The organism is Salinimicrobium sp. TIG7-5_MAKvit (genome assembly GCF_049569215.1).
Taxonomy (GTDB): Bacteria; Bacteroidota; Bacteroidia; order Flavobacteriales; family Flavobacteriaceae; genus Salinimicrobium; species Salinimicrobium profundisediminis.
Window position 1 is genome coordinate 3,214,823 of sequence record NZ_CP145903.1, and the last position, 18,668, is coordinate 3,233,490.

Genomic DNA, 18,668 nt, shown 5'->3' on the forward strand with positions numbered 1-18,668 from the left:
AGTGGACATAATAGTGCCAGACTTTGCCCAATTTAACTGGCTTCTAAAATAGTTTAAACTATTCACTTTAATGCATCCCGCTTTAGCTTTTAAAAATACTTATTTTTGTGAAGATGACAGAACAACGGAGTAATGGACATACCGTTTCAAGACTAACATACACGTGGTATGGTGTACGAAATACAGATATGGAGTTTTGAAAGATGATTTTAAGATTCGTTGCTCAATCATACTGATATAAAGATGCGAAGCTGAGGATATAAGTATATTGAAAGAGGTTGTTTCGAAAGATTAGGTTAAGATGCATTTGGAATAACGTTCTTCGTCAAATGTAAGTGCATTGGTCAAGGAGCTACAAGCATGTAGCTTCAGAAAACTTCAACAATAATTCCCTACGTTAAAGAAAAGAATTGGAGGAATTCATTGTTGGGCAATAGGTTACAGATGTTGGAGTACGGCTAATATTACAGATAGGTAGATAGGTATCTTAAATATCATAGTAAGCCCAACGATCGGGCTAATAGTGACTTTATAATAGAGAAATAACCATGGTTTACTTTAAGGTGCTTATTTAAACTATAAACAATACAGTTTATAGTGGTTAATTTATATATAAAAGGGGGGCGTTTGCAATAATTTAATAATATATTCAGCCCTATTTTTAAATTGTATTTGTAGTGAGGAAATTAATCAATAATTTCAAAATTTTATTGGATGACAATAAAAGTGTTTTAAAATATTCTAAAGGTGCCTATACGAAAAAAAATATTGGTGATGCTTTGAACATTTTCCTTTTTGAAAAAATTTTCGAAAAAGAAGTAGTAAACTATCGTGAAATTTTAAACACTGGGATACCTCCAGTTTATTCTTTTATTGGAAGCGTTTTGGACAATTCAGCCGTTAGGAATTTAACGGTTATGGGCTCAGGTTTTAAAAAGGAAATTTCAAAATTGCCGGTAATACCTCGAAAAGCGATAGCCTGTAGAGGACCTTTAACCAGGAAAAAACTTTTACATAGCGGAATGAAGCGTGTGGAAGATGTGTACGGGGATCCCGCTATACTGCTGCCGCGCTATTTTGATTTAGAGACAGAGAAAAAGTTTAGAATGGGCCTGATACCTCATTATACTGATAAAAATTTACCAATTATAGAAAAATGGGCCGAAAAAAATGATGTGAAATTAATTGATGTTTTTTCAAGTATGGAAATTTTTGTAGAAGATATTAAATCTTGCGATTTCACTATTTCAAGTTCTTTACATGGCGTTATACTTTCTCATTCCTATGGTGTCCCTTCAACCTGGGTAAAACTAAGCAACAATATTATCGGTGGGGATTTTAAATTTCAGGATTATTTCCTTTCAGTTGGAAAAAAAGTGGAGCCTATTACTTTAGAAAATGGATCAACACTATCGAAACTGAAAACTGCTTGTTTCTTGCCAGATATGTATGATATCACCAATAAACTGGAAGAAAGATTGAATAATTTTGAGATTAAGTAAAATAAGTTATAAAATTTGACATGAAAGGAATAATATTAGCGGGCGGCTCTGGTACACGGCTATTTCCTATAACAATTGCGGTGAGTAAGCAATTATTGCCGGTTTACGATAAACCAATGATTTATTATCCATTATCTGTCCTTATGTTGGCGGGAATTAATGAGATATTGATTATTACCACGCCCCAGGATCAAGGAGCCTTTAAAAAACTTTTGGGTGATGGCTCACAAGTAGGATGTACTTTTAAATTTGCTGTACAGGAGGAACCCAATGGTTTGGCCGAAGCTTTTATAATAGGAGAAGATTTTATTGGGCAGGAAAAAGTAGCATTGGTTTTAGGCGATAATATTTTCTATGGGAACGGACTGGGAAGTTTATTGAGGAGCAAAGTAGACATAGAAGGTGCAGCAATTTTTGCTTATCCTGTAAAAGATCCGGAGAGGTATGGCGTGGTGAAATTTGATTCAAAAAATAAAGCAGTTAGTATAGAAGAAAAGCCAAAAAGACCAAAATCCAAATATGCTGTCCCAGGTTTATATTTTTATGATAATAAAGTAGTGGAATATGCTAAAAATGTGAAGCCTTCTGCAAGAGGGGAAAAAGAAATATCGAGCATTAATCAAATGTATCTAAATGCTGGTAATTTAGAAGTTGGTGTGATGACGCGTGGAATGAGCTGGTTTGATACGGGCACAGTAGAATCATTAGACGACGCTACTGAGTTTATTAGGGTATTACAAAACCGGCAAAGCACCATGATTGGGTGCATAGAGGAGGTCGCCTTTCAAAGAAAATTTATTAAGCAGGAAGTATTGGAGGAACTGGCTAATAAATACGGAAAATCCAGATATGGTGCTTATTTAAAAGAAATATTCAACACTATTGATTAACGAAGACAAAATAATGATTCCGGTTACAAAGGCTTTTTTTCCTCCAATAGAAAAATATCAAAGCCAATTACAAAGGATTTGGAAAAACCAATGGTTAACAAATCGTGGGGAGCTTGTACATGAACTTGAGAGCGAACTCAGGGACTATTTGAATATATCCAATATCACATTAACTACAAACGGCACCTTGCCACTCCAAATGGCCTTGAATATTTTGGGCGGTCAGGGTGAAATTATCACAACCCCTTTTAGTTATGTTGCCACGGTATCTACCATTGTCTGGGAACATTGTAAACCGATTTTTGTTGATATTCATCCCGAATATCTTACTATTGATGAAAATTTAATTGAGGCTGCCATCACCCCCAAAACTACCGCCATATTAGCGACCCATGTGTTTGGTAATCCCTGTAATGTAGAGGTAATAGAAGAAATCGCTAAAAAACATCAACTAAAAGTTATTTACGACGCTGCACACTGTTTTGGCGTCACCTATAAAAGGGAATCTATTTTTAATTATGGGGACGTTAGCACCTGTAGTTTTCACGCTACTAAATTATTCCATACTGCAGAAGGTGGGGCATTTATTTGCAAAAATAAAAGTTTGAACCATAAACTTTTTTACAGCCATAAGTTTGGACATAATGGTCCTTTAGATTTCTACGGAGTTGGAATTAATGCGAAAATGAGTGAATTGCAGGCGGCCATGGGACTTTCAGTTTTTCCTTATCTTGGGGAAATTATAGATAAAAGAAAAAAAATAGTGAATTGGTATAATAACTATTTAGATGCGTCCAAATTTCAGAAGCTAAAAATTAGACAACATACAGAATGGAATTATAGCTACTATCCTATTATACTGGAAAATGAAGAAGAGCTGCTTAGAATAGAGAAAATCCTGAATACTGAGAAAATTTATCCGCGTCGCTATTTCTACCCGTCTTTAAATTTGCTTGATTATGTAGAATATAGAAAAAAAGAAGTTTCTGAGTCTATAGCTTCCAGAATTTTATGTTTACCATTATATGTGGAAATTGAAAAAGAGACAATAATTAGAATTGCAAAATTAATGAATACTTAATGACAGTTTCCTCACCCATATTTATTCTTGGTAATCCAAGGTCTGGCACTTCCTTGTTTAGGATTATGTTAACCAGTCACTCACTAATTTCAGTGCCTCCTGAGTGTGGTTTTATTCAATGGTGGTATAATAAATATAAAGATTGGTCATTGGCTAATTCTCAATCTACTTCTCATGTAATATCTTTTTTAGGAGATCTTGCATCTTCTAAAAAAATAGAAACGTGGAATTTAAATTATCAATCTCTGGAAAGATTAATTTTAAAAGAACAGCCAAAAAACTATTCAGATTTATGCTTACTCGTTTTGAAACAGTTTTCCATACAAACAAAAAGTAATGCAGTACAATATCTAGGGGATAAAAATAATTACTATATACATTATTTAGAATTGTTGGAAGCTCTTTTTCCGAATGCCAAATATATATTGATTATTCGAGATGGTAGGGATGTCGCTTGTTCCTATTTGAATATTGGTAAAATAAATACATCCTCTGTTTACAAACCGCAGTTAACCACTGATATTAAAAGTATTGCAGAGGAATGGATGAGCAATAATAATCGGGTTTTGAAATTCTTTGCAAACAAAAAACAAAATTCAATTAGTTTACGTTTCGAAGATTTATTATTAGATCCAAAAATGGAATTATTAAAAATCTGTGATTTTTTATCGATCCCTTTTGATGAAGCCATGTTAAATTATGCAGAATTAAATAAGGATAGAAAACTGGAACCCTCTGAATTGATGGATTGGAAGAAGAAAACCCTCGAAAAACCAGATGTTTCTAATATTTCAAAATTTAAGAAAGAACTTAGCACTAAAGAAATTAACCATTTTGAAGCTATAGCGGGAAATAGACTATTAGAATATGGCTATGAATTATATTAAAGGGTAGTAATATTTGCATCTCTTTTATTTCTTTAGGCTTTAAACTTCTCACCTGCAATAGAAACATTGAAAGCTTATAACTAACCAAAATCACTTTAATGTGGTTTCTTATGAACCTAAATAAAGTTAATTTTACTAAATTATAAATTACATAAATGCCACTTTACTCCATTGTTATTCCTGTGTATAAAAGTACCCAAAGTCTTGAGACCATAGCGGCCCAGGTTAATGAACTTCAGATAGGAAAGGACTATAAATTTGAAATTATATTTGTAAATGATAGCCCTTTCTTTATAGATACAGGAACAACATTAGAACATTTAGAAAGGAAATACCAAAATGTAAGAGTATTTACCCTACGAAGAAATTTAGGTCAGCAATTCGCTGTTTTATGTGGAATGAAACAGGCTAAGGGTAATTATATTATGACCATGGATGACGACCTGCAGCATCCGGTAAAGGAAATTCCTAAATTAATTAAGGCCTTTCATGATAATCCCGACTTGGAGGCTATTTTTGCTGTTCCCAACTTTAAGGATAGAAGACATGATTTGTGGAGGAATATTGGTAGTTACGTTATCAATAAAGTGGATACGATTTTTCTGAATAAGCCAAAAGGTCTTTATAAGTCATCTTTCAGGATTATGACGGTGAGTCTAACCCAGGCTATCGTTAATAATTATAATGCGATGCCAGCTGTTTCAAGTCTTATAATTTATACCACAGATAAGATAAAGAATATTGAAATTGAACACAACAGCAGGCAGTTTGGAAAAAGTAATTTTACATTACGAAAATTAATAAACCACTCTTTAAATAATCTATTGCACTACAGTTCAGCTCCATTAAAAGCTATGGGACTGGCAGGTGTTCTGGTTTTTATAGGATCAGTTCTATTCATCATTTATATCATATTAAAGAAAATATTTATAGGGACTGATTTTCCAGGTTATGCTTCCACAGTTTCTTTGATCAGCTTTTTTGGAGGTTTAAATTTATTTGGAATTGGTTTATTGGGGGAATATCTTATTAGAGTATTACGGGAACAGCAAAAGCCAAAATTAGATGATTTGATAAAAGAAAATTTTTAAATGTTCTCACAGAGAATGAACTCATAATATTTCTCCATGAAGAGAATCGGCTATAAAGCTGTTTTAAAATTTATTTTTTCTATAGGTCTGGTAGTTTTTTTATTCTTTAATCTGGACCTTAGTAAATTATATCTTATTAAAATAGATGTTCTACTACCTTTTTTCGTAGCTGTTATGATTACTCTTATAGCCATAGGTTTTATGAGTTTCAGATGGAAACTTTTAATAAGAGAGTTTCTAAATTCCCGTTTTGCTTTTTTATCATTATTCAATTTCTACCTGATTGGAGCTTTTTTTAATATTTTTCTTCCGGGATCTATTGGCGGAGATGTAGTTCGTACCCAAAAAATTTCTCGTGGTAAGGATGTCCCTTTAAAAACAGCAACCGGAATTACGGTTCTTGAAAGGTTATGTGGTATCTATGGATTACTTATACTTATTTCCATTAGCTTATTCTTCACAACCTATCCTGCAGGTTTGGAAATTGAAAGGTTTTTCCCGGTCTGGGCTTTCAAATTATCGCCATTACTAGTGTTAATCTGTATTCCACTTTTTAAATGGATATTGTTGAAATTTAAATTTGAAGCATCTTATATTTTCATTCTCAAAATTATAGGAATTTCACTTCTGGCACAGATGGGGGACATTAGTACTGCTTATCTTTTGAGTCAGTATTTTGACCTGAGTATTTCATTTCCCGCCTTTATTTTTATGATGCCTCTGGTCTATGTAGCGACGGTTTTACCAATATCGATAGGGGGGTTGGGAGTACGTGAAGGGGCATTTTCGGGTCTTATGCTTTTATACGGGGTGGAAATTTCTATTGCAATTCTCATATCTCTAATAATGTATTTAGTTAAAGTAAGCGTAGGCTTGGTAGGCTACGTTATTTATTTAACCAGTAAATAAATTATCTAAATGAATGAACAAGCTGTCTCTTCTAGAAATAATTTCCGAAAATTGGAATTATTCGCCTATCTAATTTTTTTTATTAGTAATTTTTTGATGCTCATTAATCCGGGTGTATTTTGGGACGATTGGACTATCTTTAATATGGATGATAAAGGTCTTATGAACCAATATTATGGAAACGGTAATTTAATTTTTGGTTATATTCACTTATTTCTTAAAAACTTTTCAGGTTCTCTCTGGCTTTATCATGCACTTAGCTTTAGCTGTCAATTGCTGAATATTTATCTACTGTTTAAAATCATGAGTAAGCTAAGGCTTAGAAACCAAGAAAGACTATTCTTTTCTATAGCGATAGTTATTTTTGCGGTTTTTCCCATTCATGATGCCAAGGCAACAATTATTATTTTTCCCCATATTTTATGCCTTACAGCCTTTATTATGGGTTCCTTTTTGTTATTAAAATATATCCATCAAAATAAGCTTGTTCATCGGATACTTAGTCTTTTATTTTTTTTGTTTGCATTTTTGATAAACTCCCATTTGGTTTTTTATGCACTACCCATTTTTTTTATTCTGTTTCATGAGTACTGGGTTTTATTTTTTAGGAAGAAGTATAAAAACTTAAAAGCATTAGCAAGATCTGTAGGTTTTCGTGTACTTTCTTATATCGATTTTCTTGTTCTACCTTTTGTTTTCTGGTTTATTAAGCTCAGTTTTCTTAAGCCTTCTATGCAATATAAAAGTATAGGATATAATACTGTAAAATTAGAATCGCTATTAGAAATCCCTTACAGAACTGTGGTTTTTTTGTATGTTTCCCTAACGGATATTATTCCTATAATCTTGGAAGCAATTATTCATATTGAAATTTGGGTTCTTCTGGTTGTTTTTAGTTGGATTTCGTACAAACATTTTTTAAAATTAAAACTGGATTTTACGGTATCTTGGCGGTATGCTGTCTGGGGCTTAGTCGTGCTAATTTTAGGAGCGTTTCCCTATTTAATGGTGAATAAATACCCATCTTATTTAGATTATCTTTCCCGGCATCAGCTTTTATTGGGTTTTGGGTTTTCACTATTATTTTGTGCAGTAATATTTCTTTTAAAGTCAGAATTTTTAAAACGAATTATATTTTCACTAAGTATTTCAAGCTTTATGGCTGTTACTATTTTTCTACATTTCAGCTATTTTAAAGGCTATATAAAGCAAGAGGTTTTTCAGGATTATTTCCTTTCCAGTTCACATTTTCCCAGTAAAATTCCAGAGACTATAATTTTGATTGATCACACCGAAAATTTCACCCAAAAAGGAAATCCTACAAAGTTTTATGCTTTTGCGGGTATGCTGAAAAAACAATACCCCAATGAAAACACCTTATTAGTGAGGCCAGAAGATTGGAAAGGTTACCTGAAATCTGATCTTTTTCCTATGATTGCGCCATACTATTTCCAATATAACTTGACGAATTATGAATTTAGAAATCCAAATCTTAGCTTAGAGGTAAATTATAAAGAGCAAAGGCCCTTATTCCCTATGTGGGCCTATTATTCAGATTTCCTGACTGGTAATAGTCAAAAATGGAATAAATATTTTTCATTTAATCTAAAGCCAATTGAATAATGAATCTGAAGGGAAACTGAAATAATTTAAATTTTTGGGGAATATTTATAAATTCGATGGCTTAATGCCCCTTTTGGAATCATTAAGTTTGTATCAATTATTTTGAAATATGTATGGACATATTAGAACTGATAGCAAGGGATAGTAATTTATTTCAGGATGATATTCAAAAGCATGAAAAAGAATTAAAGCAAATAATTTCCAGCTCCTCATTTTTAGTACTTGGAGGAGCCGGGTCAATAGGGCAGGCTGTTTCAAAAGAAATATTTAAAAGAAATCCTGAGAAACTTCATATTGTTGATATTAGTGAAAATAATCTGGTAGAACTTGTAAGGGATATAAGAAGTTCTTTTGGATATATAGATGGTGATTTCCAAACTTTCGCATTGGACATTGGTTCTCTTGAATATGACGCATTCATTGAAGCTGACGGAAAATATGATTACGTTTTAAACCTTTCTGCCTTAAAGCATGTAAGGAGTGAGAAAGATCCTTTCACCCTTATGCGCATGGTTGATGTGAATGTATTCAATACAGATAAAACTATTAGCCAGTCCATTAAAAATAAGTCGAAGAAATATTTTTGTGTTTCTACAGATAAGGCGGCCAATCCTGTAAATATGATGGGAGCTTCCAAGCGTATCATGGAAATGTTTCTAATGCGAAGAAGCCAGGATATTTGGATTTCTACAGCTCGTTTTGCCAACGTCGCTTTTTCGGATGGATCTTTGTTACATGGATTCAATCAAAGACTGGAGAAAAATCAGCCTATAGTTGCGCCTAATGATGTACGCCGTTATTTCGTTACTCCAAAGGAATCTGGGGAGCTTTGTCTCATGTCCTGTATTTTTGGTGAAAACCGGGACATTTTCTTTCCGAAGCTAAGCGAAAAATTGCATTTGGTTAGCTTTTCAGAAATAGCCGTCCGGTATCTGCATAAAAAAGGATATGAACCTCATATTTGCGATACTGAACAGGAGGCCAGGGATCTTATGAATACATTACCTGAGAAAAATAAATGGCCCTGTTTATTCACTCCAAGTGATACCACCGGAGAAAAAGATTTTGAAGAATTTTTTACTGAAAATGAAGTTCTGGATCTGGATAGATTCCATAACCTGGGAATCATTAAAAATGAACTGGACGTACAGGATGACAAGCTGGATAACTTTCAGGAAAAGATGATGTCTCTCAGGAAAAATGGCCAATGGACTAAAAATGATCTTGCAGGTTTATTCCACACCATGATACCTGATTTTGCACATTTGGAAAAAGGCAAATATTTAGATTCTAAAATGTAATGGGCAATATAAAGGAAACAATTTCATTTATTCAGGATACATTTAAAACGAAGGATTTTATACCCTTACACCAACCCAGCTTTTGCGGAAATGAGCGTAATGAGTTTCTGGAGCAAACCAATCATTCAAAAGTTATGACTCGTCCTATCTGGAAACTAATGTACAAACTGCCCATGTATAAGCATTGTTACAGAGACGAACAGGTGAATGCAGAATTTTTAGAAGATAGAATAATAAATATTCCAAGTAGTGTTATATAGAGAAACGATTTTGGTGGGTTATTCAGGACACGGTCTGGTAGTTGGAGAAGCAGCTAAGCTGCAGGGAATTGACTTAAAGTTTTATGTAAACAAAACCAAAGTTGTTTTTAATCCTTATAATCTGAAATATCTAGGTTTTGAAGCAAGTGAAAATTTTGAATTCTGGGATAAAGAGTTCAATTGCATCCTGGGAATTGGAGACAATACTATACGAAGACAAGCTGCTGAATTATTCCTTGCTAAGGATAAGGAAATCCTGAATATATGTCACCCGAAAGCGGCGATATCTGGGTATTTCGAGCAGGGTAGTGGTAATTATATTGCTGCTAATGTAACTGTTAATCCTTTTGCCAGAATAGGTGATTATTGTATTTTGAATACCGGCTCAATAATAGAACATGATTGTGTGATAGGAAATTCAATCCATATTGCCCCCGGAGCTGTACTGGCTGGAGGAGTGAAAATTGGAAATAATTCTTTTGTGGGTGCAAATGCGGTAATTAAGGAAGGGATTGAGGTTGGTGAGAATGTAATAATTGGTGCTGGAGCGGTGGTAATACGAGATGTTGCAAATAATGCCAAAATAATAGGTAATCCGGGAAGGGAATTATGAAAAAGCATACGTTAATAATTGCAGAAGCTGGAGTGAATCATAATGGTGATATCCAGACGGCTAAAAAACTGATAGATGCTGCAGCAGATGCCGGGGCAGATTATGTGAAATTTCAAACTTTCAAAGCCGGTGAGATGGTGACGAAGGTGGCTAAAAGAGCGGGTTATCAGGATAGTAACACAAGTAATAAAGATTCTCAATATGAGATGCTGAAAAAACTGGAGCTTTCACAGGAGATGCATTTGGAATTAATTAATTATTGTAATTCCCGTTCCATTAAATTTCTATCCACTGCTTTCGATTTAGGAAGTTTGAAATTTTTGAATGACATTGGAATAAACCTTTTTAAGATTCCTTCCGGAGAAATTACAAACTTACCATACCTTCGAAAGATCGCCAGTTTTAATAAGAAGATTGTTATGTCTACCGGGATGGCAAATATGGATGAAATTAAAGCAGCTTTTGAAGTTTTAATTGAAAATAGAGTTCATGCAAATGATATAACCATCCTCCACTGCAATACAGAATATCCTACTCCCATGAAAGATGTAAATTTAAAGGCTATGCTTCATATAAAGAAGGAGTTAAATACAAAAATTGGGTATTCAGATCATACCCTGGGAATCGAAGTTCCAATAGCCGCAGTTGCTCTGGGAGCAGAAGTGATTGAAAAACATTTTACTTTAGATAGAAATTTGCCCGGGCCAGATCATAAAGCATCATTACAACCTAATGAATTAAAAGCGATGGTAACTTCTATAAGAAATATTGAAGAAGCACTGGCTGGTTCCGGAATTAAAGAACCTTCTGAATCTGAGTTAAAAAACAAGACAGTTGTAAGAAAAAGTATTGTAGCTGCCGTAAATATCGAAAAAGGAGAAATTTATTCCTCAAATAATCTAGCAATTAAGCGTCCGGGAACCGGATTAAGTCCTATGAAATGGGATCAACTAATAGGTGCCAGGGCTACTAAAAGTTATGAAATAGATGAAGTAATTGAAGCGGTTTGAGCAAGATAACAATTATTACGGGGACAAGGGCAGATTTTGGTTTATTAAAGCCATTAATGGAAGCGATCCATCACCATCCTGATTACTATCTACAATTAGTAGTATGCGGCATGCATTTATCCCCGGAGTTCGGTTCCACAATAGAAGAAATTAATAAAGCAGATTTACCTATACATAAAAAAATAGAATCCTTGTTATCTTCAGATACTGCAGTTGGGGTAACCAAATCTATCGGCCTTGCCATAAATAGCTTCGCAGAAACTTTTGAGGAATTAAGCCCGGACCTTTTGCTTATACTAGGTGACCGGTCTGAAATGTTGGCTGCAGCTACCGCGGGTATGATAGCAAATATTCCCATAGCCCACTTGCACGGTGGTGAAACCACCGAGGGAGCCTATGATGAAGCAATACGGCACGCAATTACAAAAATGAGCTACTGGCATTTTACCGCGACAGAAATTTATCGTAAAAGGATCGTTCAATTAGGGGAACATCCAAAGCGGGTTTTTAACGTAGGTGCCATAGGATTGGATTCCATAAAAAATTTAAAACTATTAGGTAAGCATGAATTTGAGAAAAAAATCAAATTCAAATTAGGCAGGAAAAATATTTTGGTAACCTATCATCCGGTAACTCTGGAAAACGATTCAGCACAAGATCATTTTAAAGAAATTTTGGGAGCATTGTCTAATCTAGAGGATACCCATATTATTTTCACATATGCCAATGCCGATAAAAATGGACGAATAATAAATAGGATGATCGAGAATTTTGTTGAGGAGAATAGCCAGCAATCCATAGCTTTCCCTTCTTTGGGGCAACACTTGTATTTTTCGGCAATCGAATTTATGGACGTTGTATTGGGCAACTCTTCTAGCGGGATCATTGAGGTGCCTTATTTTAATATACCAAGCATTAATATTGGTGAGCGGCAAAAAGGGCGGGTTGCTCCTAAGAGCGTAATTCATACCCAACCTGAAACAGGGAACATTTTAGAGGCAATTAAGAAGGCTTACAGCAAAGAATTTTTGGCAGATATTCAAAATCAGGAGCAGGTTTATGGAGATGGGAAAACAGTAAAAAGAATTATGCAGGTAATCAATAGCATGAAATCTAAGGATACTAAAAAATTGTTTTACGACATATCGTTTGAAATATGATTTCAATTTTAATGACTGGCCTACGGGATAAACAAAATTAAAAGATATTATTTATGGAAATCAAACCATATAAAGCAGGGGACGAAGCTGATATATTAGAGCTTTTTAAATTGGCCTTTAAAAAAGAAATGTCTATTGAATATTGGAACTGGAGATTTAAAAACAATCCGTTTTCTCAGGATATTTTAATCCATTTAATGTGGGACAAGAACAAATTAGTGGGGCAATATGCAGTTTCCCCGGTAGAAATGTTAGTTGAGGGAGAAAAAATGAAAGCTGCCCTGGTAATGACACTTATGACGCATCCAGATTATATGGGTAAGGGAATTTTCCCTATGCTTGGCAAGAGTTTACACAGCGATTTGCAAAATAAATACAACTATAAAATGCTTTATGCTTTTCCTAATAACAATTCACATTCCCATTATGGTTTTGTAAAAAATTTGTATTGGAAGGATATTGCGATATTACCAATGCTCAGCCTTAAATTAACCAACCTAAGGTTTAAAAATTCGGGCAACCTGTCCTATTCTATAATTGATAGTTTTAGTGGATTAGCTGAAATATTAAATACTTCAGAAAAATTGGTAAAATTAAATAAAACAGAAACCTACCTAAATTGGAGATATCTTAGAAATCCATCTGAAGATTATAAAATAATAACTGTTCAAAATGGGCAGGGAATTGCGGTTTACAAAATCCTCAAATCTTTTCATGAAGAAAACCAGATTGAGATAGATATTATGGAATTGGTTTATGAGAATGAGGAAATTCTTTTAGAAATATTACATTCAATTGTGCATAATGAAAAAAAGTTAAGTGTCAACGCCTTGAATATTTGGAAATCTATATTTGCAAGTGATTTTCTTTTATTTGAAAAACTGGGCTTTAAAATAGGTTTACCGTTAAATTATTTAAGTCATTTAAGTTTTGGGAATTCTAATATTATATCTAATTATAAAAACTGGGAAATAGGTCTTGGTTATTCAGATGTTTTTTAAGTATGGTGAAAAAAAGAAAAATAATAGCAGTTTCCGGAGCTCGTTCAGATTATGATTTGCTGTATAGTGTCTATAAAAAATTAGATGATGATCCCGAAATTAAATTCAAAATAATTATAACGGGTCCCCATTTATCTGATAATTTTGGATACACCGCCCAATATATAGAACAGGACAAATTTGATATTGCAGGCAAAATTTTCAACCTGGTAGATTCCAACCAAAAAATAGGCAGAATTGTTTCCATAGGTTTGCAAATACCTTCCCTCGCCAATATTTTATTACAGGAGAAACCAGATATTGTTTTGGTGGCCGGGGACCGTGAAGAATCAATAAGCGTTAGTATGACCTGTGCTTATATGGATATTGCCGTGGCCCACTTTTTTGGGGGGGATATCGTAAAGGATGGGAATATAGATAATTCTGTAAGATATGCGTCGAGTAAATTTGCGCACCTACATTTTCCAACCCTTGAAGAGCATAAAAAAACCCTGCTCAGGCTTGGAGAAGAGGAAGACAGGATTTTCGTGGTGGGTAATCCAGCGTTGGATAAAATTTTATCGATTCCAAACCTGACCAAAAAGGAGGTTTTAAAGAATTTAAATGCTGAAAATAAATCAATTACCAATTATGCAGTTTTAATCCAGCATCCAGATGCCAAGCAAGATCATAAACAAGGGGAACGTGTAAAAATTAGCCTGGATGCCTTGTTGGACTATGACGGACATTGCTTTATTAATTTTCCCAATTCAGATGCTGGCAGCAATGATATTATAAAGGCTTATCAAGAATATACAGCAAAATACCCAGATAAATTTACATTGTTTCAAAATTTGGATCGGATTAATTATATTAACCTGTTAAGACACGCCGAGTTTTTGATAGGAAATTCTAGTTCTGGAATCGTAGAGGTGGCTTCGCTTGGCCTTGCGGCAATAAATGTGGGAGAACGCCAACGTGGGAGAATACCCGGGGATAATGTAGTTTTTGTGAACAATGATAAAAAAGAGATTAGGCAGGCAATTCATAAGGTGAAAAATAATGCTGAATTTAGAAAGCAAGTGGCGAAAAAATACAATCCTTACAGCGACGGTTATTCAACAGAAAAAATCATCAAAATCCTGAAGAATATTGAAATCAATGATCGCTTAATCTATAAAAATATTACATATTAAATATGAGTAACGTAGTAGTAGTTTCGGCCCATCCCGATGATGAGGTTCTGGGAGTAGGGGGAACGCTCCTAAAACATATTAAACGCGGAGATACCGTTTATTGGATAGTAACCACAGGACTTATTGAAAACCACATATTTAGTAAGGAGCGTGTAGAAAGCAGAAAACAAGAGATTAAAGAAGTAGAGCGTACCATTGGTATAAGCAAAACTTTTTTATTACGCTATCCAACCATGAGCTTATCTTCCAGGTCTGTGATTGAAATGGTTTCAGATATTTCTGAAATTTTTAACGAAGTTAAACCAGAAATTGTTTACTGTGTAAATAGGTCAGATGCCCATTCAGACCATAGGGTAACATTTGATGCTGTGATGGCCTGTACCAAATCTTTCCGATATCCATTTATAAAGAAAGTATTGATGTATGAATGTCTTTCTGAAACGGAATTTGCTCCCGCATTACCAGAAAAAGCTTTTATTCCCAATTATTATGTGGATATTTCTAATTTTATGGATAATAAGATTAAAACCATGCAAATATATGATTCAGAGTTGGGGGAACATCCTTTTCCCAGATCTATAGAAAATATTAAAGCTTTGGCAACATATAGAGGGGCAAGTGTTGGTGTAAAGTATGCAGAAGCTTTTCAGTTAATTAAATATATTGATAAAGATTGATCTATGAATGTAGAAGACATAACCATTCATCAAGACGATACAATTGTACATGCCTTAAGTAAATTAAATAATATCAGGCATATTAGTCGGTTGATTCTCTTTGTGGTAAACAATCAAAATAAGGTTATTGGTTCACTTACAGATGGGGATATTAGGAGGTCCCTAATTGAAGACAACAATGTACATAAAAGCGTAGGTGAAGTATGCAATAAAGATTTTGTTTTTGAATATATACAAGATAGTTTCCTCAATTTAGACGAATATCGAAAAAAAGATATCAAAGTTCTCCCATTACTCGATGATGCCAGAAACTTAAAAGATATTATTGATCTTGAAAAAACAAAAGCTGTTTTGCCTCTTGAATGTATGATAATGGCCGGTGGCAGGGGCAAGAGGTTGAGTCCTCTTACAGATGAGATTCCTAAACCTTTGCTGCCCCTGGGCAATAAGCCAATTATGGAACATAATATTGATAGTTTAATTTCCTACGGAATCAAGAAAATGTATATATCGGTCAAATATCGTGGAGAGAAGATTCAGGAGTATTTTGGAGATGGTAGTAGTAAAGGTATTCAAATTGAATATGTTTGGGAAGACGAGCCTTTAGGTACGGCCGGAGCCCTGTCTCTGGTAGAAAATTTCAGTAGAAATAATATTCTGCTAATGAATGGTGACCTGTTTACCAATATTAATTTTGAAGATCTATACACTTCTTTTGTTAATTCACATGCTGATATGGCCGTGGCATCAACCGAATATAAAATAGATGTTCCATATGCGGTTTTTGAAGCAGAAGGGAACCAAGTGAAAAATTTCAAAGAAAAACCTTCTTACAGATATCACTCAAATGCGGGTATTTACATTCTGAAAAAAAGCCTGATAAAAAAGATACCGAAAAATCAATTTTATGACATTACAGATTTAATGAAAGACCTGATTGAGAATAAGGGTAAATTGTTCCACAATCCTATTGTAGGGTACTGGATAGACATTGGAAAACCAGAGGATTACAAGCAAGCACAGGAATTTATTAAACATTCATAAAAATTCAACCATTGAAAAATATTTTAATTACTGTTTGCGCGCGTGGTGGTTCTAAAGGCATCCCCGGGAAGAATATCAAGAATATTAGTGGAAAACCATTGATATATTACACGTTGAGGTTGGCACAGGAATTTCAGCTGCAGCATCCTGGTACGCTTATTTATTTATCTACAGATTCTGAAAAAATTAAGGAAGTTGTCGAAGGACTAAAAATGAAAGGGGTGAACAGCAATTATATACGTCCCAAAAAATTGGCCAGTGATTCCGCGGGGAAACTCGATGTAATTGCAGATCTAAAAGACCACGTGGAAGCTGAGCAAAATAATCCTTTCGATTATGTGATGGATTTGGATGTTACTTCCCCTTTACGCACGCTAAAAGACTTGGAAACTGCTTTTCAAAAATTGGAAGAAAATAAAGATGCTTTAAATATATTTTCGGTGAGTCCTGCCGCCAGGAATCCGTACTTTAATATGGTGGAATTGAGTGAGGAAGGTTTTGCCCAGCTTTGTAAAAACGGAAGTTTTTTGACCCGCCAATCTGCCCCGGCTGTTTATGATATGAATGCCTCTTTCTATATTTTTAAAAGTAAGTTTTTTAACGATAGAGTTGGTCTTATGGATAAGGCCTTGATATATGAAGTACCGCATATCTGTTTTGATCTTGATCATCCCATAGATTTTGAATTTATGAGCTTTATGCTGGAAAACAAGAAACTTAAATTTAATTTTCTAACATGAACGTTCTAATTATAGGTCTGGGTTCGATTGCCAAAAAACATATTGAAGCATTAAAAAAAATTACTGAGGTAAATATTTGGGCGTTACGCTCTTCTACGAATTCTAAAAATATAAACGGGGTCAAAAATTTATATTCTATTGCCGAGTTGGATAACATACAATTTAATTTCTTTATTATTTCCAATCCCACCTCAAAACATGGTGAAGCCATTGAAAACGTGTTGAAATATAAAAAACCCCTTTTTATCGAAAAACCGGTATTTGATAAAATTGACCCTTTAAATAAAAATTTGATAAATAGAATAAATGCAGGACAAATACCTAATTACGTGGCCTGTAATTTAAGGTTTTTAAACTGCCTGCAAGAAGCAAAAAAAATACTAACAGGCTTACGTATCAATGAAATAAATTCTTATTGCGGTTCATATTTACCGGACTGGCGACCAGATTCTGATTTCAGGAAAAACTACAGTGCCAATAAAGAAATGGGCGGCGGTGTACACATAGATTTAATTCATGAACTGGATTATTTATATTGGTTCTTTGGTACACCACAAAATAGTAGTGCTAAATTCACCAGTACCTCCCATTTGGAAATCAATGCGGTAGATTATGCCAATTATGTATTGGAATACGAAGGCTTTTCTGCGTCTGTGGTGCTAAATTATTATAGAAGGGACACTAAAAGGACTTTAGAAATAGTAACTTCCCAAGCTACTTTTTTAGTGGATTTATTAGAGAACAAAATTTTCGAGAACGGAAAAGAAATTTATGCATCTAAGCAAACAATGCTTGATACATACGTTAGCCAAATGGAATTTTTCGTGGGAAATGTTTTGGAAGAAAGCAAATATCAAGATTTTAATACTGTGAATGATGCTTATAAAATTTTAACCTTATGTATGGAAGATTAGAAAAAAAAGTGGTGTTAGTAACTGGATCTAATGGCTTGATTGGAAGGGAAGTGGTAAGCTATCTTCAAAAACAATACGCAAAGGTAATTGCTTTAGACCTCACTCAAAATGGCGATGAAGACCATTTTATAGCCTGCGATATCACTAAAGAGGATGAGATTGATAAGATAGTGAAAGAAGTCCAAAGTAAATATGGCCGCATAGACGGGCTGGTAAATTTAGCTTATCCACGAACAGAAGATTGGGGAGCGAAATTTGAAGAAATTCCATTGTCTTCCTGGAAAAGCAACATAGACATGCAATTGAATAGTAGCTTTTATCTATGCCAGAGTGTACTAAAAGTAATGAAGAAGCAGGAATCAGGGTCTATAGTGAATATAGGCTCTATTTACGGCGTAGTTGGCAATGATTTTAGTTTGTACGAAAAATTCGGAGGTACTTCACCAGCCGCCTACGCCGCTATTAAAGGAGGGATAATAAACTTAACGAAATATTTGGCCTCATACTACGGTAAATATGGCATACGGGTTAACTGTATGTCACCTGGAGGTATTTTAGATGAATCGCATCAACACCCCTCCTTTATAAAACGTTATTCTGAAAAATCCCCTATGGGCCGTTTAGGTAATCCAGAGGAAATGGTGGCTCCTATCGCTTTTCTTTTATCTGAAGATGCTTCTTATATCACCGGCCATAACCTAATGGTAGATGGCGGATGGACAGCTATTTAAATTAAACTTAATGGGCAAGGAATTGGATATATTGTCCTAATTTTGCACCTCAAAAAAAG

At 34.3% G+C, this 18,668-nt stretch carries 18 protein-coding genes and 1 pseudogene; all 19 read left to right on the top strand.

Annotation, left to right across the window (positions count from 1 at the left end; genetic code table 11):
• The first annotated feature begins 113 nt into the window (after nt 1-113).
• The 19 genes and pseudogenes from tnpA to V5739_RS14525 all read left to right on the top strand — a co-directional run bounded on the left by tnpA (nt 114) and on the right by V5739_RS14525 (nt 18,609).
• A pseudogene (gene tnpA / locus V5739_RS14435) lies at nt 114-546 on the top strand (IS200/IS605 family transposase).
• A gap of 131 nt (nt 547-677) precedes the next feature.
• Entirely contained in the window at nt 678-1,502 is an 825-nt protein-coding gene (locus V5739_RS14440) for a polysaccharide pyruvyl transferase family protein (protein WP_423818732.1), read from the top strand.
• Between the two features lie 20 nt (nt 1,503-1,522).
• Nucleotides 1,523-2,392, top strand: a complete 870-nt coding sequence (gene rfbA / locus V5739_RS14445; RefSeq protein WP_423818733.1) for a glucose-1-phosphate thymidylyltransferase RfbA — start codon at nt 1,523-1,525, stop codon at nt 2,390-2,392.
• A 13-nt stretch (nt 2,393-2,405) separates the two neighbouring features.
• Entirely contained in the window at nt 2,406-3,473 is a 1,068-nt protein-coding gene (locus V5739_RS14450; protein WP_423820495.1) for a DegT/DnrJ/EryC1/StrS family aminotransferase, read from the top strand.
• On the top strand, nt 3,473-4,360 hold the full coding sequence (locus V5739_RS14455; protein ID WP_423818734.1) for a sulfotransferase family protein: 888 nt from the start codon (nt 3,473-3,475) through the stop codon (nt 4,358-4,360). The genes V5739_RS14450 and V5739_RS14455 overlap by 1 nt, the downstream gene beginning before the upstream one ends.
• Nucleotides 4,361-4,515: 155 nt before the next feature.
• Nucleotides 4,516-5,451 carry a glycosyltransferase gene (locus tag V5739_RS14460; protein WP_423818735.1) on the top strand — a complete coding sequence of 312 codons (936 nt, stop codon included), beginning with the start codon at nt 4,516-4,518 and terminating at the stop codon, nt 5,449-5,451.
• A gap of 36 nt (nt 5,452-5,487) precedes the next feature.
• Nucleotides 5,488-6,360 carry a lysylphosphatidylglycerol synthase transmembrane domain-containing protein gene (locus tag V5739_RS14465; RefSeq protein WP_423818736.1) on the top strand — a complete coding sequence of 291 codons (873 nt, stop codon included), beginning with the start codon at nt 5,488-5,490 and terminating at the stop codon, nt 6,358-6,360.
• Between the two features lie 9 nt (nt 6,361-6,369).
• Complete coding sequence (locus V5739_RS14470) at nt 6,370-7,983, top strand: hypothetical protein (protein ID WP_423818737.1); 1,614 nt, start codon at nt 6,370-6,372, stop codon at nt 7,981-7,983.
• Between the two features lie 113 nt (nt 7,984-8,096).
• Nucleotides 8,097-9,284 carry a UDP-N-acetylglucosamine 4,6-dehydratase gene (locus tag V5739_RS14475; protein ID WP_423818738.1) on the top strand — a complete coding sequence of 396 codons (1,188 nt, stop codon included), beginning with the start codon at nt 8,097-8,099 and terminating at the stop codon, nt 9,282-9,284.
• Nucleotides 9,285-9,533: 249 nt separating this feature from the next.
• A complete protein-coding gene (locus V5739_RS14480) occupies nt 9,534-10,157 on the top strand; it encodes an acetyltransferase (protein WP_423818739.1) in 624 nt (207 codons plus the stop codon).
• The gene (neuB, locus tag V5739_RS14485; protein WP_423818740.1) at nt 10,154-11,167 is read left to right on the top strand and encodes an N-acetylneuraminate synthase; all 1,014 of its coding nucleotides are present in this window, start codon (nt 10,154-10,156) and stop codon (nt 11,165-11,167) included. Before V5739_RS14480 ends, neuB begins: the two co-directional genes overlap by 4 nt.
• Nucleotides 11,164-12,327 carry a UDP-N-acetylglucosamine 2-epimerase gene (gene neuC / locus V5739_RS14490; RefSeq protein WP_423818741.1) on the top strand — a complete coding sequence of 388 codons (1,164 nt, stop codon included), beginning with the start codon at nt 11,164-11,166 and terminating at the stop codon, nt 12,325-12,327. The genes neuB and neuC (V5739_RS14490) overlap by 4 nt, the downstream gene beginning before the upstream one ends.
• 53 nt (nt 12,328-12,380) lie before the next feature.
• Nucleotides 12,381-13,328, top strand: a complete 948-nt coding sequence (locus tag V5739_RS14495) for a GNAT family N-acetyltransferase (RefSeq protein WP_423818742.1) — start codon at nt 12,381-12,383, stop codon at nt 13,326-13,328.
• Nucleotides 13,329-13,330: 2 nt separating this feature from the next.
• Complete coding sequence (gene neuC, locus V5739_RS14500) at nt 13,331-14,503, top strand: UDP-N-acetylglucosamine 2-epimerase (RefSeq protein WP_423818743.1); 1,173 nt, start codon at nt 13,331-13,333, stop codon at nt 14,501-14,503.
• A 2-nt stretch (nt 14,504-14,505) separates the two neighbouring features.
• On the top strand, nt 14,506-15,180 hold the full coding sequence (locus tag V5739_RS14505; RefSeq protein ID WP_423818744.1) for a PIG-L deacetylase family protein: 675 nt from the start codon (nt 14,506-14,508) through the stop codon (nt 15,178-15,180).
• A gap of 3 nt (nt 15,181-15,183) precedes the next feature.
• Nucleotides 15,184-16,224 carry a nucleotidyltransferase family protein gene (locus V5739_RS14510; protein WP_423818745.1) on the top strand — a complete coding sequence of 347 codons (1,041 nt, stop codon included), beginning with the start codon at nt 15,184-15,186 and terminating at the stop codon, nt 16,222-16,224.
• Nucleotides 16,225-16,235: 11 nt separating this feature from the next.
• Nucleotides 16,236-16,964 (top strand): cytidylyltransferase domain-containing protein, encoded by a 729-nt coding sequence (locus tag V5739_RS14515; RefSeq protein WP_423818746.1) that lies wholly within the window; start codon nt 16,236-16,238, stop codon nt 16,962-16,964.
• Nucleotides 16,961-17,878 carry a Gfo/Idh/MocA family protein gene (locus V5739_RS14520; protein WP_423818747.1) on the top strand — a complete coding sequence of 306 codons (918 nt, stop codon included), beginning with the start codon at nt 16,961-16,963 and terminating at the stop codon, nt 17,876-17,878. Before V5739_RS14515 ends, V5739_RS14520 begins: the two co-directional genes overlap by 4 nt.
• A complete protein-coding gene (locus V5739_RS14525) occupies nt 17,863-18,609 on the top strand; it encodes an SDR family oxidoreductase (protein ID WP_423818748.1) in 747 nt (248 codons plus the stop codon). Before V5739_RS14520 ends, V5739_RS14525 begins: the two co-directional genes overlap by 16 nt.
• Nucleotides 18,610-18,668 lie beyond the last annotated feature (59 nt).